Here is a 21,710-nt window from a genome sequence, read left to right on the forward strand (position 1 = left end):
TGGCGCTGGGGCTCCTGCGGACCATTGGGAGGAGGCTGGCTCTCGGCCTCCTCACCCTCTTCCTGCTGTCGATCGTGGTGTTCCTCGGCACGCAGGTGCTCCCCGGCAATCCGGGCCGGGCGATCCTCGGCCCCCTCGCCGACGCCAGGGCGGTGGCGGCGCTGAACGAGCAGCTCGGCGCCAACCGCCCGCCGGTCGAGATCTATCTCGACTGGATGGGCAACATGCTGCAGGGCGACCTCGGCCAGTCCTACACCTTCCGCCAGCCCGTCGCGCCCTTCATCGGCGCGGCGCTGGTCAACTCGCTGAAGCTCGTCGCCGTGATTTTCGTGATGGTCGTGCCGCTCGGCATCGGCGCGGGCGTGATCGCGGCCCTCAACGCGGGCAAGACCGTCGACCGCATCGTCTCCATCGCCAGCCTGTCGCTGACGGTCATCCCCGAGTTCGTCTCCTCGATCGTCCTCATCCTCGTCTTCGCGGTCTTCCTGCGCTGGCTGCCGCTGACGGCCTCCTGGCCGCCGGGCTCGGGCGTGCTGGTGCAGATCCAGCACCTCATCCTGCCGGCGCTGCCGCTCGTCATCGTCCTCTTCGGCTACATCGCCCGCATGGCCCGGTCGGGGACCATCGAGGCGCTGTCGGCTGACTACACCCGCACCGCGATCCTGAAGGGCCTGCCCTGGCGCACGGTCCTCAACCGGCACGTCCTGCGCAACGCGCTGCTGCCGACCATCACCGTCATCGCCACCCAGGCCGGCTACGCGCTCGGCGGCCTCGTCGTCGTCGAGACGCTGTTCCGCTACCAGGGGATCGGCAACCTCGTCCTCACCGCCGCCAAGGGCAAGGACTTCGCCATGCTGCAGGCGGGCGTCCTCACCATCGGCGCCTTCTTCATCCTCGTCACGCTGATCGCCGACACGCTCGTCGTCATGCTCAACCCGCGGCTGCGCGCGGGGCTGAAGCGATGACCGACGCCACCGTGACGCCCGCCTCCGCGCACGCCGAACCGGCCCCGGCGAAGGGCCGCTCGAGCCTCGCGATCCTCGTCACGACGCCGACCTTCCTCGTCGGCGCGGCCATCGTCCTCTTCTGGGTCTTCTGCGCAATCTTCGGCTATGACATCGTGCCGTACGACCCGTTCGCCGACGACCTCCTCGCCACCCTCGCGCCGCCGTCCGCCGAGCACTGGTTCGGCACCGACACCATCGGACGCGACGTCTTCTCCCGCGTCATCGCGGGCTCGCGCGACATCCTGCTGATCGCCCCGCTCGCCACCCTCATCGGCACCGTCACCGGCACCGCCGTCGGCCTGGCGATGGGCTACTTCGGCGGCTGGGTGGACGCCATCATCGGCCGCATCATCGAGGTGATGCTGTCCCTGCCGCTCATCATCGTCGCGCTGCTGGTGCTCGTCGCGCTGGGGCCGTCGACGCCCACCGTCGTCGTCGTCGTCGGGCTGGTCTTCACGCCCATCGTGGCGCGCACCGTGCGCGCCGCCGTCCTCGCCGAGCGGCACCTCGACTACGTCGCCGCCGCCTCCGTCCGCGGGGAGAACGCCTTCCACATCATGTTCGTCGAGATCCTGCCCAACATCTGGCCGCCCATCATCGTCGAGGCGACCGTGCGCCTCGGCTACGCGATCTTCACCATCGCCTCGCTGTCCTTCCTCGGCTTCGGCGTGCAGCCGCCGGCGCCCGACTGGGGGCTGACGATCTCGGAGAACTACGGCGTCCTCGTCGGCGGCTTCTGGTGGACTGTCGTCCCGGCCACCGTCGCGGTCGCCTCGCTGGTCGTCGGCGTCAACCTCGTCGCCGAGGCGGTGCAGAAGGCGCTCGCCGAATGAGCGCGCCCTCGCCCGTCGTCGCCCCCGCGAGCCCGGAGCCCAGGCCGGAGCGGCACCCCGCGCTGGAGCTCGACCGGCTCTCGGTCGACTATCGCGTGCGGGGCCGCGACCTGCCGGTCCTGAAGGACGTCACGCTCACCATCCGCCGCGGCGAAGCCTACGGGCTCGTCGGCGAATCGGGGTCCGGCAAGTCCACCGTCGCGCTGGCGCTGCAGCGGGTGCTGCCGGCGAACGGGCGCATCTCGTCCGGCACCGCGAAGGTGCGCGGCTACGACATCGCCACCCTCGACCCGCACGAGCTGCGCAAGGTCCGCGCCCGCGAGATCGCCATGGTCTTCCAGGACCCCGGCAAGGCGCTGAACCCGTCCCTCACCATCGGCCGGCAGATGTCGGAGGTGTTCGAGATCCTCGGCGCCAGCCGCGGCGACGCCTGGACACGCGGCGAGGAGATGCTCGCCAGGGTCCGCATCTCCGGCCCATCTCGCGTCATGGCGAGCTACCCGCACCAGCTCTCCGGCGGCATGCAGCAGCGCGTCGTCATCGCGATGGCGCTCGCCAAGGACCCCGCCCTCCTCATCCTCGACGAGCCGACGACGGGTCTCGACGCCACCATCGAGGCGGAGGTCCTCGACCTCGTCCAGGCGCTGCGGCGCGAGTTCGGCGCCTCGATCCTCTTCATCAGCCACAACCTCGGCGCCATCGCGGGGCTCTGCGACCGCGTCGGCGTCCTCTACGCGGGGCGGCTCGTCGAGGAGGGCGACGCGCGCGAGATCTTCGCCCGGCCGCGCCACCCCTACACCGCCGGGCTTCTGCGCTGCCTGCCGCGCGCGGGAATCCGCAAGGGCGAAGGCCAGCTCGACACGATCCCCGGCTTCCCGCCGCCGCCGGGCTCCATCCCCGTCGGCTGTGTCTTCGCGCCCCGCTGCGGCCTCGCGCGCGACCGCTGCCGTACCGAGACGCCGCCGCTCTACGGCGTCGGCCCCGGCCACGGCAGCCGCTGCCACTTCCACGACGAGGTGCACGAGCTGCCCCATGTCGGCACCGTCGCCGCCGTCGCCGAGACGCACGGCGACGCGCCGCCCGTGATCGAGCTCGAACACCTATCCAAGACCTACATGCTGGGCTCGCGGCCGATCTACGCGCTGCGGGACGTCAACTTGACCCTCGGCGCGGGGGAGACCCTCGGGCTCGTCGGCGAGTCGGGGTCCGGGAAGTCGACCCTCGCCAACCTCCTCCTCGGCCTCGTCGAGCACGACGACGGCGGCGCCATCAGGATCGACGGCCGCACGGTGCCGCCGAGCGTCAAGAGGCGCACGCGGGAGCAGGTGAAGGCGCTCCAGATCGTCTTCCAGAACCCGGACTCGGCGCTCAACCGCGCCCACACGGTCCGGCACCTCATCGGCCGGGCGGTGAAGAAGCTGGCGGGGCTGACAGGCAAGGCCCGCGAGGCGGAGATCACACGCCTCGTCGAGGCCGTCCGCCTCACCCCGCGCCAGCTCCCCGCCCGGCCGCGCCAGCTCTCCGGCGGCATGAAGCAGCGCGTCGCCGTCGCCCGCGCCTTCGCCGCCGCGCCCCGCGTCGTCGTCTGCGACGAGCCGACCTCGGCACTCGACGTCTCGGTCCAGTCGGCGATCCTCAATCTCCTCACCGAACTGCAGCGCGAGCGGGGCGTCTCCTACATCCTCATCAGCCACGACCTCGGCGTCGTGCGCCACCTGTCGGACCGGATCGCGGTGCTCTACCTCGGCCGGATCATGGAGATCGGGCCGGCCTCGGCGGTCCTCGAAGGGCCGCACCACCCCTACACCGAGGCGCTCCTGTCGGCCGCGCCGACCATCACCGGCGAGCGCGGGACCCGGATCCGCCTCACCGGCGAGATCCCGAGCCCGCTCAACCCGCCGACCGGCTGCGTCTTCAACACCCGCTGCCCGCGCAAGTTCGGCAGCATCTGCGAGACCGAAGAACCGCCGCTCGCCACCGACGGCGACGGGCACGCGATCCGCTGCCACCTCCCGCGCGAAAGTCTCGGCCGCGTCGGCGGTCCGCCGCCGGACCCGCGGCACGACCCAGCCGGCGCCTGAGGCGTCCGGCACCGCCGGTCGAGGGGGTTCCCCCCTCGCGCTCCCTCCGTCTCGCCGACGGGCAGGGGTTGGGGAGAGATGACCGCTCCGCGGTCCCTTCCCCAACCCCGGGTCCAGCGTGGGCCGGGCTGCGGGCCTGTCAATGGTAAAGGCTTCGCCCGCCGCTGCGCGGCGCCATTGACAGGCCCGCATCCCTCCGGTCGCCACACCGTTCGGCGGCTCTAGGGGGCCGGCGCCGTCGGCGGGAGCGGCGGCCGGGGGCCGCCGCCGGCGAAGCGGTTGATCAGGAACGAGCGGAACAGCGCGATCGCCGGATCGTGCAGGTCGTCCGGATGGAGCGTCAGGTAGTAGCCGTAGGCGGTGTCGACCGTCGGCCCGACGGTGACGAGGCGGCCCGCGTCGACCTCGCGCTGCCACGTGCCGTCGTCGATCAGGACGACGCCGCCGCCGGCCATCGCCCACTGCACGGCGAGCGCCTCCGTGTCGAACGCGAGGCCGCGCCGCTCGTCGACGCTCAGCCCGCGCTGGCGCGCGTAGTCCGCCCAGAAGACGCCGAACGGCTCGTTCTCCAGCTTCACATGCAGCAGCTCCGCCTGCTGCAGGAAGTCGTCGAGCGACCGGCCCGCCGCCGCGGCCGCCACCTCCGGCGAGCACGCCGGCGTGCAGCTCACCGTCCACAGGAGGTCGCGCACGCGGTCGTCGACACGCGGCTTGTCGAACACCACCGCGACGTCGAGCGCGCGCGAGGCCGGCAGCCCCACCCCGTTGGAGGACGACACGTCGATCAGGACGCCCGGGAACGCGGCACGGAAGGCCTTGAGGAGGTCGACGCCGAAGACCGTCAGGAACGTCGGCGGCATGTGCACCCTGAGGAGGCGCGGGCCGGCGCCCTCCTGCCTGAGGCCGCGGATGGTCTGCTCGATCCGGTCGAACGAGCCGGTCAGCACCGGCAGGAGCGCCGCCCCCGCCGGCGTCAGCGCCACCCCGCTCGGCCTGCGCTCCAGGAGGCGCCGGCCGATCAGCTCCTCGAGCCGCCCGACATGCCGCGACAGCGCGCTCTGCGACACGTGCAGCGACGCCGCCGCCGCGGTGAACGAACGCTCCCGCGCCACCGCCTCGAACGCGCGCAGCGCGTTGAGGGGGAGCCAGATGCGCTGGCTGGCGGCGCTGGGCGCGCCCTCCGGCCCGCCCGCCCGGTCCTCCCGCTCGCTTGCCCGTCGCGACATCCGTTGCCTCAATTCGATGGCGCCATGATAAAATAGAATTGGAGCGCCTCTGACATCCCTGCTTAAATCTTAGCGTCGCACAGGATGTGGGCAGGGAGACGGGGATGCTCGACCTAGCGAGGATCGGCGGTCTTTTGGGCGAGTGCAAGCCCGGGCACACGCTGCCGCAGGATCTCTACAACAGTCCCGAAGTCTACCGGTTCGATCTGCAGGCCGTCTTCGCCGGCACCTGGCTGCTGGCCGGCTTCTCCTGCGAGGTCGCCTCCGCCCGCAACTACCTGGCGCTGACCCTCGCCGGATCCCCCGTCGTCCTCACCCGCGGCATGGACGGCGTGCTGCGCGGCTTCCACAACGCCTGCCGCCACCGCGGCGCCCAGGTGTGCCCGGACGGTGCCGGCCGCCGCGCGCGGCTCACCTGCCCCTACCACCAGTGGGTCTACGACCTCGAGGGCAAGCTCGTCCACGCCCGCAACATGCAGCCCGGCTTCGACCCCGCCGGGCACGGCCTGCGTCCGATCCACGTGCGGGAGGTGGCCGGCGCGATCTTCGTCTGCCTCGCCGACGAGGCCCCGGCGTTCGAACGGTTCCGCGCCGAGCTCGAACCGCTGCTCGCCCCGCACAACCTCGGCAATGCCAAGGTCGCCTACGAGAACACCCTCCTCGAGCGCGGCAACTGGAAGCTCGTGATGGAGAACGCGCGCGAGTGCTACCACTGCGCGACGGGCCATCCGGAACTCTGCCTCACCTTCCCGATCGACGACCTCGGCGACACGATGGCCCAGGGCGGCAACGCGCACTACGATGCCTTCGCCGCGCGCGTCCGCGCCAACGGCCTCGGCATCGGCCCCTACTTCGGCCCCTGGTGGCAGATCGAGCGCTTTCCGCTGAAGGCGGGGCACCTCTCCCTCACCATCGACGGCAAGCTCGCAGTGAACAGGCTGATGGTGGACGCCGACACGGCCGACATCGGCTCGCTGCGCTGGGCGGTCGAGCCGCACTCCTTCTGCCACTCCACCGCCGACCAGACGGTCTACTTCTCGGCGATGCCCATCGCGCCGAACGAGACGGTCGTCACCTGCAAGTGGCTCGTCCACAAGGACGCGGTCGAGGGCGTCGACTACGACGTCGAGCGGATGACGCACCTCTGGAACGTCACCAACATGCAGGACCGCGACCTCGTCGAGAACAACCAGCGCGGGGTCAACTCGTTCGGCTACGTGCCGGGGCCGTACAACGGCGCGGACGAGAGCTACGTGAAGCGCTTCATCGACTTCTACCTCGACACCGCGTGCCGCTACGTCTCCGCCCGCGCCGGGTTCGAGCCGCTGCCGGAGCGCCTGGTGCGCAACGACCGAGACGAGCTCGTCCCGCTGGCGTTGCGGGACGCCGCCAACGACGAATACGCCGCCTACCACCCGGGTGCTGCCCACCTATGACCGAACGACCGGAGCGGCCCGCCGGGCCGCAGCCGCACCACCCCGAGACGATGGCGGTCGGCCACGGCTACGACGCCGCGGCCGCCTTCGGCGCGATCAAGCCGCCCATCGTCCTCACCTCGACCTTCACCTACCCGACCGCAGGCGCCGCGAAGGAGGCGCATCGCACCTTCTTCGAGACCGCGTCGCCCGACGAGGCCGAGTACATCTACGCCCGCCTCGACCATCCGAACCTCAGGATGGTGCAGGAGCGCTTCGCCGCGCTCGACGGTGCCGAGGCGTGCGCGGCCTTCTCGTCCGGGATGGCGGCGATCTCCGCGACGCTCCTCGCCACCGTGCGCCCCGGCGACACCGTGGTGCACACCGCACCGCTCTACGGCGGCACGCTGGGGCTGCTGACCGGCCTTCTGGCGGGTCTCGGCGTGCGTTCCTTCGCGATCCCCGACGCGCTCTCCCCCGCCAGCATCGCCGAGACGATGGGCGTCGCGGTGACCAAGGGCCGCCTCTCGGTCGTCCTTGTCGAGTCGCCGGCGAACCCGACCGCGGGGCTCGCCGACATCCGCGCGGTCGTCGGAGCCGCCAACGCACTGGGCCGCAGCGACCACCGGCCGCTGGTGCTGGTGGACAACACCTTCCTCGGCCCCTTCGGCCAGCGGCCGCTCGAGGAGGGCGCCGACCTTTCTGTGACCTCGCTCACCAAGTACGCCGGCGGCCACTCCGACCTGCTGGGCGGGGCGGTCACCGGCTCGGCCGCCGCGGTCGTGCCGGTGCGCAGGCTGCGCACGTCGCTCGGCACCCACCTCGACCCGTTCTCCTGCTGGATGATGCTGCGCTCGCTGGAGACGCTGCCGCTCCGCGCCGAGCGGACCGCCCGCAACGCCGCGACGGTCGCCGCCTTCCTGAGGGACCACCCCAAGGTGCGCGACGTGACCTACCTCGGCTTCCTCCCGGAGGGCTCGGCGGCGCGGGCCGTGTTTGAGCGGCAGTGCCGCAGCGCGGGCTCCACCTTCTCCTTCCGCATCGCCGGCGGCGAAAGGGAAGCGTTCGCGATGCTCGACCGCTTGCGCGTCATCCGGATGGCGGTCAGCCTTGGCGGGACGGAGACGCTGATCTGCCACTCCGCCACCACCACGCACTACTCCGTCGCGCCGGAGGTGCGCGCGGCGGTGGGCGTCGACGATTCGGCGCTGCGCATCTCGATCGGCATCGAGCACCCGGACGATCTCGTCGCCGACCTCGACCAGGCCCTCGCGGCCGTCTGACCCCATCCCCGGACCCGAGCGCATGACGACCCGACGCATGACACTGACACTTCCATTCCCCGACCGCTTCAACGTCAACGGCAAGCTGACGCCGCCGTCGGAACGGGCCGAGATCGTCGTCGTCGGGGCCGGCGCGGCCGGCGCCGCCGCCGCCCTCGAAGCCGCGCGCGCCGGGGCCTCCGTGATGCTGATCGACGAGAACCCGGTCTCGCCCGGCCTCATCGGCATGGACGTGCCGCTCCAGTTCGGCGGCCGCGCGACCAACGCGGTGCAGACGCCGGAGCGGCTCGTCGAACAGATCCTCGCCGCCTCGCCCGTGCTCGCCGAGGCGTTCGAGGCGGGCGTCGACGTGCGCCTCTCCACCTCCGTCTGGGGCGCCTGGGCGAACGGGGCGGGCATGTCGGGCTTTCCCGGCCCGGTCGTCGGCCTCGCGGACGAGACGCGGAGCTGGCTCGTCGGGTTCGACCGGCTGATCGTCGCCACCGGGGCGCGCGACCTCAACTTCACCTTCGCCGGGTCCGACCAGCCCGGCGTCATGGGTGCGATGGCGTTCGAGTCGCTGCTGACGCGCTACGACGCCTTCGCGGGGAAGCGCATCGTCATCCTCGGCAGCGGCGACGTCGCGGCCGCGACCGCGGCCCTCGCGGCCGAGCACGGCGTCGAGGTCGCCGCCATCGTCGAGGCACGCGCGACGCTGCAGTCGTCCACGCTCGACGGAACGGGGTTCACCACCCTCGTCGGCCACGTCCCGCTGGCGGCGCAGGCGGGTGCGGACGGCGTGACCGGTCTCACGGTCTGCGACGTCGCCGACGCTGCGGCCAGGGAGGAGATCGCCTGCGACACGGTCGTCGTCGCGGTCGGCGCGGTCCCGGTGATCGAGCTGTTCGACGTCCTCGGCGCCGCCCGCGTCATGGACCCGGCGCGCGGCGGCCACGTCCCGGTCCTCGGCCCGGACGGCGCGACGTCGCTGCCGGGCGTCTGGGCCGCGGGCGATTGCACCGGCCTCGGCGGCGACGCCGTGGCCGAGGGCCGCGCCGCCGCCCGCGCCGCGCTCGCCTCGCTGGGCCGCGCCGCCGCGCCGGCCGCTCCGGTGGGGCGCCCCGCCGGCCCCGACGCCATCGCCTACCAGTTCGACTGGGCGAAGGCGCTCCTCGACACCGGCGGGCGCGAGGTGATGGCCTGCATGTGCGAGGAGGTGACGCGCGGCGAGCTCCTCGACGTGCAGCCGCCGCGCTATCTCGGCTGGCGCTCCAACCAGATGGCGCAGCGCGACCTCAGGACGCTCGCCGGGGACGGCCCCGTCAACCAGGACCAGATCAAGCGCCTCACCCGCGCCTGCATGGGCCCCTGCCAGGCCCGGCGCTGCCGCGAACAGGTGGCGCTGACGATGGCCATCGGCGCCGGCGAGCGGCCGGAGGACATCCCCCTCGCCGGCTACCGCGCCCCGGTGCGCCCGCTGCCGCTGTCCGTCCTCGCCGATCTCGAGGAGACGCCGGAGGCAAGCCGCGACTGGAACGTCTGGTTCGGCATCGTCACCCAGTGGATCGGCTACGAGGACATCGGCACCGACCGCGAGAACGAGCAGATCAACGCCGGGATGCCCTACTGATGGACACGAGACCCCTAGCGAACGGCGGCGAGGCGAAGGGCGCCTCGGTGGTGATCGTCGGCGGCGGCGTCACCGGCCTGTCGGCGGCGTGGTGGCTGGCGCGCGACGGCGTCGACGTGACCGTGCTGGAGAAGGGCATCGTCGGGTTCGAGGCCTCGGGCCGCAACGGCGGCGGCTGCACCCACTACCAGAGCCCGCTGTTCCACGAGGAGCAGCGTCTCTGGCCGCAGATGGACGAGCTCCTCGGCTACCCGACGGAGTTCCAGAAGACCCGCATCGTCTTCCAGATCGACCCCGCGAAGGAGGACTTCGCCGAGGGTCTGAGGATGCGCATCCCCGCCGGCTACGAGCTCGAGAAGCTCGGCCCCGAGGAGGTGCGCCGGCGCGTGCCGCTGGCGGGCGACAACGTGGTCGCCGGCGTCCACCTCCATTTCGGCGGCCACGCCAACCCGCAGCGCACCAGCCAGGCCTACGCCTGGGCCGCCCAGGACCACGGCGCCAGGATCCGCCAGCACGTCGCGGTGACCGGCGTCGTCACCAACGGCGGCAGGGCGGTGGCGGTGGAGACGTCCGAGGGCCGCATCGCCTGCGACCACCTCGTGCTCGCCGCCGGGCCGCTGACCGGCAAGCTCCTCGCGACGATGGGGATCGACCTGCCTATGGCGCCGGCGCGGGCGGAGATGATCGTCACCGAGCCGCTGCCGCTGATGCCGCTGACGGGCGTCGACGGCAACGGGATGTACGGCCGGCAGACGCTGCGCGGCAACCTCGCCTACGGCGGCGGCTGGCACGAGTGGTACGACGACGTGCCGCTCGACAGCGCCCCGCCGCGCCCGTCGGGGACGGCGCTGCGCGGGCTCGCCAAACGGGTCGCCGAGCTTCTGCCGAAGGCGGCGCACGCGCGGGTCATCCGCTCCTGGTCGGGCGTCATCGAGAACACGCCGGACGGACGGCCGGTGATCGAGCGGCTCACCGCGCCGGACAACGTGACGGTGGCGACGATGTCCTCGGTGGGCTTCGGGCTGTCGCCGGCGACGGGACATGCGCTGCGGGACCTTGTCATCGACGGCAAGCCGTCCTTTTGTGATCTCGCCAAACTGTCCCTCGCCCGGTTCGAGGGTCTCGACCCGAACTGGCGCGAAACCCTGGGCTGGGTACCGCCGAAGCCTGCCGTACTGGAGATGCAATGAGCCGTTCCGCCATCGTCGTCGGCGCCGGGATCGCCGGCCTGTCCACCGCCTGGGCGCTGAACCGCCGCGGCTTCGACGTGACGGTGATCGAGCAGGGCCCGATCCCGAACCCCCGCGCCTCGTCCTACGACGAGCACCGCATCACCCGCTACGCGTACGGCCCGTGGGAGGGCTACGCGTACATGATGCCGGCGGCCTTCGCGATGTACGACCGGCTCTTCGCGGACATCGGCGCGAGGCACCTCTCCCCCTCTCCGGTCGTCTACTTCGAGCGGGGCGACAGCGACTGGTACGAGCCGGTGAAGCGCAACCTCGCGGAGATGGGCCGCTGGGCGCGCGACATTCCCCTCGCGGACGTCCCCGACCGCTTCCCGATGATCAACACCGAGGGCCTGACCCGCGCGGTGGAGACCGAGGGAGGCGGCGTCCTCTTCCCGATCCGCATCCTGACCGACCTCGTCGTGCGGCTCGGCAATCTCGGCGTGCGGCTGATCCCCGACACCGAGGTGACCTCGGTCGACCCGGACGGCGGCGTCGTCGTCGCCGGCGAGCGCGAGTTCAGGGCCGACCACGTGGTGATCGCCGCCGGCGCGTGGGTGAACCGGCTGACCGACGCGGTGGCCGACCGGGTGGTCGCCTCGCGTCAGGCGGTGATGTTCCTGGCGCCGCCGCCGGAGCTCGCCAGCGTGTGGGCTGAGATGCCGGTATTGTGCGACCTCGGCACCGAATCGGGCACCTACACGCTCCCGCCGCGCCCGGGGACGCGCCTCAAGGTGGGCGACCACGTCTTCACCCGGCGCGGCGACGCGACCGGCGACCGGATCGCCAGCGAGGACGACCTCGCCCGGCTGATGCGGGCGGCGCCGCTCGCCTACAACGACTTCGACCGGTACCAGATCCTCGAAAAGAAGGTCTGCTTCTACACGGTGACGATCGACCCGTCGGAGGAGTTCCAGGTGCGCCCGTGGGGCTCCAGGGCGTGGATCCAGAGCGCGTGCTCCGGTCACGGCTTCAAGCTCGGCCCGCTGATCGGCGACAGCGTCGCGGCCGCCATCGCCGGCGAGCGCGACCCGGCCGAGACGACCCGCTGGGCGGCGGGACGCATGACGAAGCCGGAATGCGAGGCCTTCCTGACCCCGATGACCGAGGCGGCGGCCCAATAGGGCCCGCCCCACCGTCGCCGCCGGCCAGTCGCCCGGCTCGCCGCTGAGCCGATCTGCCGGCCGCGACCCCACATCGCGCCGTCGTCCATCCTCCTCCGGTACGGACGTCCCGTCCTCCTCCGGCACGCACGTCCCGTCCTCCTCCGGCACGGACGTCCCGTCCTGGGGCGCCACCGCAGGTCCCGGCCTGAGCCTGTTCCCCGGAGCCAGCCATCGCTGAAGCCCGAAGAGCGCCGGGGCGGGACGGGGTGCAAGGCCGAAGAGCGGAGCGTGCCTTGCGGCCCGTCCCGACCCGGCGCAGGGCTTCAATCAGCGATGGCTGGCTCCGGGGGACAGGCGCCCAGCCCTGTTCCCTGGTGAAGCCTGAGCCCCGCGGCCGTCCCGCTCGCCGGAGCCGCCATGCCTTCACCGCACCTCGTCCGCCAGACCGGCGATCACGTCGCAGACGTCGTTCGGCTGCACGACCGCGGCGCGGATGAGGTCGTCGAAGCGGCGGTTGAGGGCGCGCACGTGCTCGGTGGCGGTGAACATGAAGAACAGCGCGCCGATGTAGATCATCGCCCGCTGGGGGCTGAACACGGTGAACGGGGCCGAGTAGGTCTGCTTCAGGTCGTAGAGGTGGAAGGTGAGGCTCGGGTAGAGCTCGCGGCAGATCTCGGACATCTCGCCGAGCTGCTGGCGGCGGATCTCGGCGGGGAGGTCCTGCCACTGGCCGGTTCCGCGGGCGAAGGCCTCGAGCGCCTGGAGGGGCACGCAGGACTCCTGCGAGAGGGCGGACTGGCGCATCTGCGCGCGCCGCTCCATGGCCCAGCGGACGGTGGCGGCCTCGTCGATCTCCGGCCACTGGGCGTACTCGTAGCGCATCACCTCGGCGGATTTCAGGAAGTCCGGAAAGCTGCGGGGCACGGAGCGGATGCGGTAGCCGGCGGTCTCGGCCTCGGCGTACCAGCGCAGGAAGCGGTCGTCGATGGGCGAATGGGCGCCGCCCTCGACGCTGACGGGCTCGATGACTTCCGCGCCCGGCCGCTCCTGGCTGGTGAGGCCGAGGAGCCAGTCGACGGAGACGCCGGCGAGGGTGGCGATGGCGGCGAGGGTCTCGGCGCGGGGGAGCCGCTCGTTGGCGGGGGCGAGGAGCTGGGCGAGCGTCGAGCGGTCGATCCCGACGGTCCGGGCGTAGGCGGAGGGGGTCAGGGCCGACCGGTCCATGACGACCTGCAGCCGCTCGCGGAAGCTTTTGACGACGGCGCGGCGCTGGGCAATCAACATCCCCTCCTCGCAATATCGCGTTTCCGGATAAATATCACGCTTTGGCCGAAAGGCGCGACAACTCCCTCGGTTTCTCTCGAAGTCCCTCGTTGCGGGTGCCCCGGGAGCGCCACATTCTGGGCACATGCCCCAGGTCGCGATCCTACCCCCCTCTTCGGACGACCGGTTTTCGGACCGGACCGCGGTCGAATGGCCGACCGTGGCCCTCACGGCCGCCGTCTACGGCGGCTGGCTGACGCTGACGTACTTCCACGCTGCGGTCCCGGCGCTCATCCTGGTGCCGGCCCTCGTGTGGGTGGTCGCGTGGCATTCGTCGCTGCAGCACGAGATCGTTCACGGGCATCCGACGCGCTGGCGGGCGGTGAACCGGGCGCTCGGCTTCGTGCCGCTGTCGCTCTGGGTTCCGTTCGCGCGGTACCGGATGCTGCATCTCGCGCACCACCGGGACGAGCGGCTGACGGACCCGCTCGACGACCCGGAGTCCTACTACTGGGCGCCCGCCGACTGGTCCGCGCTGTCGCCGTGGGCGCGGTTGCTGGTGGGCGCGCAGACGACGCTCTCGGGGCGCATGCTGATCGGCCCGGCGTGGTGCATTTCGCGGTTCATCGCGTCCGAGATGTGCGCCATCCGGCGCGGCGACCGCGTGATCCGGCGGATCTGGATCCGCCATGGCCTCGGTGCCGCCGCCGTCCTCGCATGGGTCTCGGTCGTCTGCGGGATGTCGCCGTGGGTCTACCTCGGCATCGTCTACGCGGCGACGTCGCTGCTGCTGGTGCGCTCATTCGCGGAGCATCGGGCGGAGGACGACGTGTGCCACCGGACGGCAATCGTGGAGAAGGCGCCGGTGCTCGGGCTCCTCTACCTGCACAACAACCTGCATGCCGCGCACCATGCCCGACCGACGTTGCCGTGGTACCGCCTCCCGGGGTGGTATGCGCAACATCGCGAAGCGTTGATTTCCCGCAACGGAGGGCTGGTCTATCGCGGCTACGGCGAGATCGCGCGGCGCTTCCTCGTTCGGCGGCACGACATGCCGCAGCATCCGGCGGGCCGTGTCCCGGGGGACCCCGTGGCGACGGGCGGCCCCGCGGTGGCGCTGCAGGCCGCGGCCGCACCGGAGCGGTGAACCGCTGCCTACCCATGCGGCCGGCCGGACGCTACACTCCTGAACGACCCGCCTCCTTCGACACCAGGTCCGAAGGCTGGCCGGTGGCCGATGCTCCCTGCCCGGCCGCGTCTCTGGACTGCCCCCATGATCGCAAACGGCTGACCCGATCCTAATGACCGCGACCCATCCGGCGCCGGGCGGCGCGCAAACCGCGAGCCTCGGCATGTACGACGCGCCGTGGGTCTCGGCGGCCAACGACCGCATCTGGACCGCCGTCGCATTGCGGCTGCGCGACGCCGGGGTCCCGGACGTGCCGGCGGTGCTCGACCGGGACCGCTCGCACGACGCGATCTGGCACGACCCGAACCTCCTTCTGGCGCAGACGTGCGGCTTTCCGCTGGTGACGTCGCTCGCCGGGGTTGTCCGGCCGATCGCGGCGCCGGTCTACGCCTGGCCCGGCTGCGACGGTCCCCGCCATGTCAGCGTGATCGTCGTGCGCGAGGAGGCGCCCGCCCGTTCGCTCGCCGACGTCGCGGGGACGCGCGCCGCGATGAACGGCCGCGACAGCAACACCGGCATGAACCTCTTCCGCCACGCCCTGGCACCGCTCGCGGGGGGCAAGCCGATGTTCGCCTCCGTCCAGGAAACGGGCGGCCATGTTGCCAGCCTCACCGCGGTGCAGCAGGGCGAGGCGGACGTCGCGGCCGTCGACGCGGTGACCTTCGCCATCGCGGCGCGCCACCGGCCGGATCTCGTGGACGGCCTGCGGATCCTGGCGGAGACGGCACCGAGCCCGTCCCTCCCCTTCGTGACGCGGGGCGACGCGGATCCCGTGCTGCGTGTCCAACTCTTCCACGCGCTGCGCGGGGCGGTGGCCGATCCCGCCATCGCCGACGCCCGCGCCGCGATCGGCCTCGTCGACGTCGTTCCCGTGACCGTCGACGACTACGCGATCGTGGCGCAATACGCCGCCGAGGCCGCCGCGCTCGGGTACTCCGAGCTCGCCTGACGCCGGACCCGGCGCCCGTAACCATCTGTTTCCCCGATCGCTTCCCGGCCCCGACAAGGGTAGACGGCGCACGGCGCACCTCCCGGCGCCGCACGAGTGCCGTCATGCGTCACACCGCATCGGCCGCAGAGCCGGCCGTGCGCGCGGCGCCTCGCCGCGGTGTCGAGTGGCGCGCAGGCATCTTTGGGGGTGAAAAAAGTGTCGTTCTCATGCATTCTGTGCGTGTGCTCGGGAAGAATGCATGGAAAGCCTAGGTAGCGCAGTGGCCGACGCGTTCGGCCTCGTCCTCTCCGGTGACCCGGCTCTCATGGAGATCATCGGGCTGTCGCTGCGCGTGACCCTCTCGGCCGTCGTCCTCGCGTGCCTCTTCGGCCTGCCGATCGGCGCGGCCGCCGGCGCCTTCCGCTTCCCGGGCCGGACCGCCCTCGCCGTCGTCCTCAATGCGCTGATGGGGCTGCCGCCCGTCGTGGTCGGCCTCGGCGTCTACCTGACGCTCTCCGCGTCGGGACCGCTCGGCGTCCTCGGGCTTCTCTACACGCCGACCGCGATGGTGATCGCGCAGACGATCCTCGTGACCCCCATCGTCGCGGCGCTGACCCGGCAGGTGATCGAGGACCTCAACAGCGAATATGCCGAGCAGTTCGCCTCCCTCGGGGTGCGCGGGACGGACCGCGTCGGCGCCCTCCTCTGGGATGCGCGCTACAGCCTTCTCACGGTGGCGCTCGCCGGCTTCGGCCGGGCCATCGCCGAGGTCGGCGCCGTCATCATCGTCGGCGGCAACATCAACCACGTCACCCGCGTGATGACGACGACCATCGCGCTCGAAACCTCGAAGGGGAACCTCAGCCTCGCGCTGGCGCTCGGCGTGGTGCTCCTGGCGATCGCTTTCATCGTCAACGCCCTCGTGATGGCGGTACGCGCCTCCGCGGCCCGGTCGGCCTATGCCTGAAGCGCTGCGCCCCATCGCCCCGGAGCCCGGCGCGAGTGTCGTCCCCCTCGCCGCCCCGCTCGTCGAGGCGCGTGACGTCACCTTCGCCGTACGCGGGCGGCGGCTGGTGGATGGTGTGCGCCTCGCCGTGCGCCCGGGCCGAAGCACCGTCGTGCTCGGTGCCAACGGGGCGGGAAAGAGCCTCCTGCTGCGCCTTCTCCACGGCCTCATCGCCCCCACCGGCGGTGCCGTCCTGTGGCGCGGCAGCCCGCTGGACCGCGCTGCGCGGCGCCATCAGGCGATGGTGTTCCAGCGCCCGGTCATGCTGCGCCGCTCGGCCCGGGCGAACGTCGCCTTCGCCCTCGGGGTGCGCGGCATCGCCTCCCGCGACCGCGCCGCCCGCGTCGACGAGGCGCTCGAGCGTGCCCGCCTGACGGCTCTCGCAGCGCAGCCCGCCCGGCTCCTCTCCGGCGGCGAACAGCAGCGGCTGGCCCTCGCCCGTGCGCTGGTGACCGAGCCCGAGCTCCTGTTCCTGGACGAGCCCACCGCGAGCCTCGATCCGGCCTCCACGCATGCCATCGAGGGGCTGATCGACGACGCGCGCGCCGCCGGGGTGACCATCGTCATGGTGACCCACGACCGCGGGCAGGCCGAGCGGCTCGCCGACGACGTCGTCTTCCTTCACCGGGGACGCGTCGCCGAGCACGGGCCGGCGAGCCGCGTCCTCGACGCGCCGCAGTCCGAGCCGTTCCGCGCCTGGCTCGACGGCCGGCTCTACCTTGATCCCGCCTGACGCGCCCTCACGAACACGAAACGACCAACGGGAGGCTTCCTGATGATCCGACGCCAATTTCTCGCCCTCGCCGCGGCCGGCCTCTTCGCCGTGTCGCTCGCCGGCGCCGCCGACGCGGCGGACGACTTCATCGTCGTGCAGTCGACCACGTCGACGCAGAACTCCGGCCTGTTCGACTTCATGCTGCCGAAGTTCACCGACAAGACCGGGATCGAGGTGCGCGTCGTCGCCGTCGGCACCGGGCAGGCCATCAAGAACGCCGCGAACGGCGACGGCGACGTCCTCTTCGTACACGCCAAGCCGGCGGAGGAGAAGTTCGTGGCGTCCGGCGAGGGCGTCTCGCGCCACGACGTGATGTACAACGACTTCGTCATCGTCGGCCCGCCGTCCGATCCGGCCGGGATCGCCGGTTCGAAGGACGTCGTCGCCGCCCTCTCCAGGATCGCCGGATCCGAGGCGCCGTTCGCCTCGCGCGGCGACGACTCGGGCACCAACAAGGCCGAGCTCCGCCTCTGGAAGGAGGCCGGCATCGACGTCGCGTCAGCCTCCGGCGGGTGGTACCGCGAGACGGGCTCGGGGATGGGCGCCACGCTCAATACCGGCACCGGCATGGGCGCCTACATCATGACCGACCGCGCCACCTGGATCGCCTTCGGCAACAAGGGCGACTACGCGATCGCCGTCGAGGGAGACCCGAAGCTCTTCAACCAGTACGGCATCATCCTGGTGAACCCGGAGAAGCATCCGAACGTGAAGGCGGAGGCGGGACAGTCCTTCATCGACTGGGTCCTCTCCGACGAGGGCCAGGACGTCATCGCCGACTACAAGGTCGACGGGCAGCAGCTCTTCTTTCCCAACGCCCGCCCCGACTGATCCGCCGGTCGGGCGCGGCCCGCATCAGGCGGAGAGCCAGCGGACCGTTCCGACCTCGGAGACGTCGTAGCCTCCCATCGCGTCCGCCTTCGCGGCGAAGGCGGGCGTCCGGCAGAACGCCATCAGCTGCTGCACCGGAGGGGTGAAATAGGCGTGGCGGTCGACGAGGAGGTCGAACCGCTCCTCCACCAGCGGCAGGAAGTCCAGCCGGAACTGCCGCGCCACCGCCTCGAGGCCCAGCGCGGCGTCGGCGTCGCCGGCATAGACCGTCGCGGCGGCGTCCGTCTCGGTCCGTGCGACGGTCTCGTGCGCCACGATGGACCCGGCCACGCCCGCCTCCTCGCAGAGGCGGTCGTGCAGCGAGCGCGTGCCGGACCCCGGCTGGCGCAGGACCACGCGCCGCCCCGCGAGATCGGCGAAGCCCGACAGCGGCCCCGTCGCGGCGCTGGAATGGATGAGGCCCTGCCGCCGGCGGGCGAAGGCGATCAGCACGACGTTCGTCGGCCGCGCCGCGGCGACCGTCTCGATGTTCCAGCCCTCGTCTTCAGGGACATGCATGGCCGCGAGCGCCGCCTCCCCGCGCAGGAAGCGCTCCAGCCCGTCGCCGCTGCCGTCCAGCAGCGCCGCGAGGCCCGAGCGCGACTCGCGCAGCGCCCAGTCGAGCAGCGGGTCGTGCGAGCCGACCACGACGGCCGGCCGCTCGGCCTGACGCGTCCCGACCGGCTCGCCGCTGATCCAGGCGTCGATCTCGTCCTTGGGGAAGAGCAGCTTGCCGGTGACACGGCGGTGCGGGATCTCCCCCGCGGCGGCAAGCTCGTAGACCTTGCGTTCCTTCACGCGCAGGAGGTCGGCCACCTCGCGGGTGGTCAGGTAGACTGGTGCTTTCGTCTCTCGCTCCACGATCGTCAACGTGTGTCCCCAACGCGCCGGAGCGTTCCCCTAGCGCATCACCCGCCCGAAATGAATCAATTCGCGCAAGATGATGATACGCCAAAATCGCGGTGCGGACGCCCGCACGCGCATGCCTCGGGGCTCGGCGCCCCGCGGCCCGGCTCCGGCTCGCGCGGTCAGTTGAGGCGGACGGAGTCCGGGGCGGCCGTGCGCTCGGCCGTGGACCAGCCCACGAGCTCGCTGTTGAGCACGTAGTACGCCCCGACCGAGATCACGGCGATCATGACGAAGGAGAGAAGCATCGCGCGCATGGGGTGTGTCACTCCGTGTTCTGGCGCAGGAAGTCGATCAAATCGTGCCGGTCCCTGGCATCGGTGATGCGCTGCATCGGCATGTTCGAACCCGGCACGTAGTGCTCGGGACCGAGGTCGAAGAGCGCGCCGAGGGTCGCCTCGGACCAGATGATATCGCTGTGGGACAGCATTTCCGAATACCGGTAGCCCGGCACCGTGCCGGCCGGGCGGCCGATGATCCCGGCGAGGGTCGGTCCGGCGCGGCGGTCGCCGCCGCCGGTGAGGGTGTGGCAGACGCTGCACTTGCGCTGGAACTGCCGCTCCCCGTTGTCCATCTCCTCCGGCGGACGCAGGAACGGGCGCTGCACGGCGCCGAGCACCGGAGCCGTGATGCCGGTCGCGGCGATGACGGCGGCGCTGTCGTCGATCCCGCCGGCGACGAGGTGGGCGTCGTCCGCGAAGGACAGCGCCCACACCGGCCCGCGCGCGGTGGCCGCGCTGTCGGAGGTGACCGTCCACCCGTTCGTCTCCACCACCATGACGTGGCCCTCCCCGTCGCCGATGGCGAGCTGGCCGCAGTCCGGCGAAAGGGCCAGCGCCAGCACGGGCCGGCGGCCGGCGGAGAGGTCGGCGACGGTGGTCCCGTCCGCGAGGGAGGCGACGCGCGTGACCCCGTCGACGGCCCCGTAGGCGATCCAGCCGGCGGCGGCGTTGACGGCGAGGACGTTGATGGCGAAGCCGTGCCGGGCGAGCACCCGCGTCTCCGCCCCGGTCGCGAGCGACCAGACGCGCAGGCTGCCGTCCGCCGAGGCGCTCGCGAGCGTGGCATCGTCGACGAACGCGACCGCGTTGACGGCGCCGTCGTGCCCGGTGAGCCAGCGTTCCAGGGCGCCGTCCGCGGACCAGATGCCGATCCTGCCGTCCCACCCGGCCGTGGCGATCCGCGTCCCGCCGGGCGACACGGCGACGTCCGCCACCGTCCCCTGATGCCCCTCCAGCCGGTGGATGGGCGTGCCGGCCGCGAGGTCCCAGACAATCGCCGAGAAGTCGTCGCCGGAGGAAACGGCCTGGGTCGGCGAGAGCCGCGTGACGGACTTCACCGCCGCGCGGTGGCCCTCCAGCCAGCGCGCCGTCCCGGTCGCGAGGTCCCAGTAGCCGACGGAGTTGTCGAACGAGGCGGTCAGCGCGTCGGTCGGGGTCGCGGCGACGTCCATGACCGGGCCGCCGTGCCCGCTCAGGCGCTCCGCGAAGGTACCCGCGGGAGGGTTCGCTGCGGCCGGCCGCGGCAGACCGGCCAGCGCGGCGGCGAGGACCGCCGCCACCACGGCCGCGCACAGGACGGGCGCGACGGGGACCGCGGGCCGCAGCGCGCGCGGACTACTCGGCCGGGGCAACGGCTCCGTCCGGTGCGCCGCGCCTGGCCGCTTCCGCCTCGCGCTTGGCGACCCACAGGTCGTGGTGCTCACGCGCCCAGTTGATGTCCACCTGCCCGGTGCCCATCGCGTCGAAGGCGCCTTCCATGCCGATGGTGCCGATGTAGATGTGGGCGAGGATCACCGCCATCATCCCGAAGGCGACGATGGAGTGCCAGAGCTGGGCGAGCTGCTGCTCCTCCTGCGGGGCGAGCTGGGTCGGCAGGTGCCAGCCGAAGAGGCCGGGGATGCCGGTCCAGTCGATCGCCTGGAAGGTCTTGGCGAACATCGGCATCTCGAACGGGAAGAGCAGCGCGAGGCCGGTCAGCGAGACCGAGGCGCCGAGCAGGATCGTCACCCAGAAGACGACCTTCTGGCCCGCGTTGAACTTCTTCGAATGCGGGTGTCCCTTGCCGATGATGCCGCCGCCGGCCTTGATCCACTGCCAGTCGGTCCTGGACGGGATATTGTGCCAGACCCAGAACAACAGCACCATCACGAGCCCCAGCATGAAGGCCCAGGAGACGTTGTTGTGCACCCACTTGGTGGCGGTGACGCCGGCCGAGTAGGCTTCCTTGCCCATCACGTCCATGAGGTAGCTGCGGCCGAAGAGCATGAAGAGGCCGGACAGCGCCAGCAGCACGAACGAGCCCGCCAGGAGCCAGTGCGCGAAGCGCTCGATGAAGGTGAAGCGCAGGATGGTCCGGCCCGCCTTGCCGGCGCGGATGCGGATCCGCCCGCGGATCAGGAAGAACAGCGCCAGGATGCCGATGACGCCGATCAGCAGGTAGCCGCCCCACTCCCGCAGCGGTCCGCGCCGCACCTTGAGCCACTCCATGCCGCCGGTCTGGATGAGGACGCCCGCGGCCGGGGTGTGCGCGGTCGTGCGCACGTCCTCGGTGCCGTAGCGGATCGCGCGGTAGGCGTCGGGATAGGAAAGGCCGGAGCCGAGCTGGCCGGCGATCGTCGCCGCGGAATGCGGGTCGGCGCCCCCTGCCGAGCCGGCCTCGGGCGCGGTGCGCAGGACGGGCTCGAGGGCGTTCTCGCCGCGCTGGCGCGCGAGGATGCGGTTGAGCTGGTCGTCGGCGGACGGGCTGTCGGCGCGGCTGAGGCCGCCCGGCTGCCGCGCGATCCCGCTCTCGGGCTTGCTCGGAAGCTGCTCCTGCGCCGCGGCGGGCTGGAGGAAGAGGCCCGCGAACATCGCGAGAAGAACGGCGGCAAGCCAGCACTTTTCGAGCCAGCGCATGAGCGTCTCCTTGTTGTCGTTGCCGGCGGCGGGGGCGCTGGGGCCTCCGCCGGACCGCCCATGGGCGTGGGTTCGATGCCGCGT

19 protein-coding genes are annotated in these 21,710 nt (G+C 72.0%); 13 read left to right on the forward strand and 6 right to left on the reverse strand.

Translation table 11 applies throughout. The features are described 5' to 3' along the window. Nucleotides 1-5: 5 nt before the first annotated feature. The 3 genes from DLJ53_RS21010 to DLJ53_RS21020 are packed head-to-tail and all read left to right on the forward strand — an operon-like array spanning nucleotide 6 to nucleotide 3,921. Nucleotides 6-965: an ABC transporter permease gene (locus tag DLJ53_RS21010; protein WP_264194729.1), complete on the forward strand. Its 960-nt coding sequence runs from the start codon at nucleotides 6-8 to the stop codon at nucleotides 963-965. Continuing rightward, the gene (locus DLJ53_RS21015) at nucleotides 962-1,840 is read left to right on the forward strand and encodes an ABC transporter permease (RefSeq protein WP_111348835.1); all 879 of its coding nucleotides are present in this window, start codon (nucleotides 962-964) and stop codon (nucleotides 1,838-1,840) included. Before DLJ53_RS21010 ends, DLJ53_RS21015 begins: the two co-directional genes overlap by 4 nt. Next, nucleotides 1,837-3,921, forward strand: coding sequence for an ABC transporter ATP-binding protein (locus DLJ53_RS21020; protein ID WP_111348837.1), 2,085 nt, complete (start codon nucleotides 1,837-1,839; stop codon nucleotides 3,919-3,921). Before DLJ53_RS21015 ends, DLJ53_RS21020 begins: the two co-directional genes overlap by 4 nt. 221 nt (nucleotides 3,922-4,142) lie before the next feature. Here DLJ53_RS21020 and DLJ53_RS21025 read toward each other — a convergent pair whose 3' ends face one another. Then, entirely contained in the window at nucleotides 4,143-5,147 is a 1,005-nt protein-coding gene (locus DLJ53_RS21025; RefSeq protein ID WP_111348839.1) for a LysR family transcriptional regulator, read from the reverse strand. Nucleotides 5,148-5,251: 104 nt separating this feature from the next. Between DLJ53_RS21025 and DLJ53_RS21030 the strand changes: the two genes are divergently transcribed. The 5 genes from DLJ53_RS21030 to DLJ53_RS21050 are packed head-to-tail and all read left to right on the forward strand — an operon-like array spanning nucleotide 5,252 to nucleotide 11,807. Further along, the gene (locus DLJ53_RS21030) at nucleotides 5,252-6,583 is read left to right on the forward strand and encodes an aromatic ring-hydroxylating oxygenase subunit alpha (protein WP_111348841.1); all 1,332 of its coding nucleotides are present in this window, start codon (nucleotides 5,252-5,254) and stop codon (nucleotides 6,581-6,583) included. After that, entirely contained in the window at nucleotides 6,580-7,845 is a 1,266-nt protein-coding gene (locus DLJ53_RS21035; protein WP_111348843.1) for a cystathionine gamma-synthase family protein, read from the forward strand. Before DLJ53_RS21030 ends, DLJ53_RS21035 begins: the two co-directional genes overlap by 4 nt. Nucleotides 7,846-7,882: 37 nt before the next feature. Next, nucleotides 7,883-9,454: an FAD-dependent oxidoreductase gene (locus DLJ53_RS21040; protein WP_111348844.1), complete on the forward strand. Its 1,572-nt coding sequence runs from the start codon at nucleotides 7,883-7,885 to the stop codon at nucleotides 9,452-9,454. Next, the gene (locus tag DLJ53_RS21045; RefSeq protein WP_111348845.1) at nucleotides 9,454-10,644 is read left to right on the forward strand and encodes an NAD(P)/FAD-dependent oxidoreductase; all 1,191 of its coding nucleotides are present in this window, start codon (nucleotides 9,454-9,456) and stop codon (nucleotides 10,642-10,644) included. The genes DLJ53_RS21040 and DLJ53_RS21045 overlap by 1 nt, the downstream gene beginning before the upstream one ends. Then, nucleotides 10,641-11,807 carry an NAD(P)/FAD-dependent oxidoreductase gene (locus DLJ53_RS21050; RefSeq protein WP_111348846.1) on the forward strand — a complete coding sequence of 389 codons (1,167 nt, stop codon included), beginning with the start codon at nucleotides 10,641-10,643 and terminating at the stop codon, nucleotides 11,805-11,807. Before DLJ53_RS21045 ends, DLJ53_RS21050 begins: the two co-directional genes overlap by 4 nt. A 405-nt stretch (nucleotides 11,808-12,212) precedes the next feature. Here the strand turns inward: DLJ53_RS21050 and DLJ53_RS21055 are convergent, their stop codons facing one another. After that, a complete protein-coding gene (locus DLJ53_RS21055) occupies nucleotides 12,213-13,073 on the reverse strand; it encodes a helix-turn-helix domain-containing protein (protein WP_111348848.1) in 861 nt (286 codons plus the stop codon). A 199-nt stretch (nucleotides 13,074-13,272) separates the two neighbouring features. On the opposite strand from DLJ53_RS21055, the gene DLJ53_RS21060 reads away from it, so the two are divergent. The 5 genes from DLJ53_RS21060 (at nucleotide 13,273) to DLJ53_RS21080 (ending at nucleotide 17,784) form a co-directional block, all read left to right on the forward strand. Beyond that, nucleotides 13,273-14,199: a fatty acid desaturase gene (locus DLJ53_RS21060; RefSeq protein ID WP_202913266.1), complete on the forward strand. Its 927-nt coding sequence runs from the start codon at nucleotides 13,273-13,275 to the stop codon at nucleotides 14,197-14,199. A 154-nt stretch (nucleotides 14,200-14,353) separates the two neighbouring features. Further along, on the forward strand, nucleotides 14,354-15,190 hold the full coding sequence (locus DLJ53_RS21065) for a phosphate/phosphite/phosphonate ABC transporter substrate-binding protein (RefSeq protein ID WP_111348852.1): 837 nt from the start codon (nucleotides 14,354-14,356) through the stop codon (nucleotides 15,188-15,190). A gap of 241 nt (nucleotides 15,191-15,431) precedes the next feature. Continuing rightward, nucleotides 15,432-16,139, forward strand: coding sequence for an ABC transporter permease (locus DLJ53_RS21070; protein ID WP_111348854.1), 708 nt, complete (start codon nucleotides 15,432-15,434; stop codon nucleotides 16,137-16,139). Further along, complete coding sequence (locus DLJ53_RS21075) at nucleotides 16,132-16,911, forward strand: ATP-binding cassette domain-containing protein (protein WP_111348856.1); 780 nt, start codon at nucleotides 16,132-16,134, stop codon at nucleotides 16,909-16,911. The genes DLJ53_RS21070 and DLJ53_RS21075 overlap by 8 nt, the downstream gene beginning before the upstream one ends. A gap of 42 nt (nucleotides 16,912-16,953) precedes the next feature. Continuing rightward, the gene (locus tag DLJ53_RS21080) at nucleotides 16,954-17,784 is read left to right on the forward strand and encodes an ABC transporter substrate-binding protein (protein WP_111348858.1); all 831 of its coding nucleotides are present in this window, start codon (nucleotides 16,954-16,956) and stop codon (nucleotides 17,782-17,784) included. 24 nt (nucleotides 17,785-17,808) lie between these two features. Here the strand turns inward: DLJ53_RS21080 and DLJ53_RS21085 are convergent, their stop codons facing one another. The 4 genes from DLJ53_RS21085 to DLJ53_RS21095 form a co-directional block, all read right to left on the reverse strand. Next, nucleotides 17,809-18,684, reverse strand: coding sequence for a helix-turn-helix transcriptional regulator (locus tag DLJ53_RS21085; protein WP_111349136.1), 876 nt, complete (start codon nucleotides 18,682-18,684; stop codon nucleotides 17,809-17,811). A gap of 167 nt (nucleotides 18,685-18,851) precedes the next feature. Further along, the gene (locus DLJ53_RS36420; protein ID WP_264194708.1) at nucleotides 18,852-18,986 is read right to left on the reverse strand and encodes a hypothetical protein; all 135 of its coding nucleotides are present in this window, start codon (nucleotides 18,984-18,986) and stop codon (nucleotides 18,852-18,854) included. Nucleotides 18,987-18,994: 8 nt separating this feature from the next. Next, nucleotides 18,995-20,362 (reverse strand): c-type cytochrome, encoded by a 1,368-nt coding sequence (locus tag DLJ53_RS21090; protein ID WP_244935118.1) that lies wholly within the window; start codon nucleotides 20,360-20,362, stop codon nucleotides 18,995-18,997. Beyond that, nucleotides 20,346-21,626 (reverse strand): formate dehydrogenase subunit gamma, encoded by a 1,281-nt coding sequence (locus tag DLJ53_RS21095; protein ID WP_226580269.1) that lies wholly within the window; start codon nucleotides 21,624-21,626, stop codon nucleotides 20,346-20,348. Before DLJ53_RS21095 ends, DLJ53_RS21090 begins: the two co-directional genes overlap by 17 nt. Nucleotides 21,627-21,710 lie beyond the last annotated feature (84 nt).

Origin of the sequence: Acuticoccus sediminis (genome assembly GCF_003258595.1) — a bacterium.
GTDB classification, from domain to species: Bacteria; Pseudomonadota; Alphaproteobacteria; order Rhizobiales; family Amorphaceae; genus Acuticoccus; species Acuticoccus sediminis.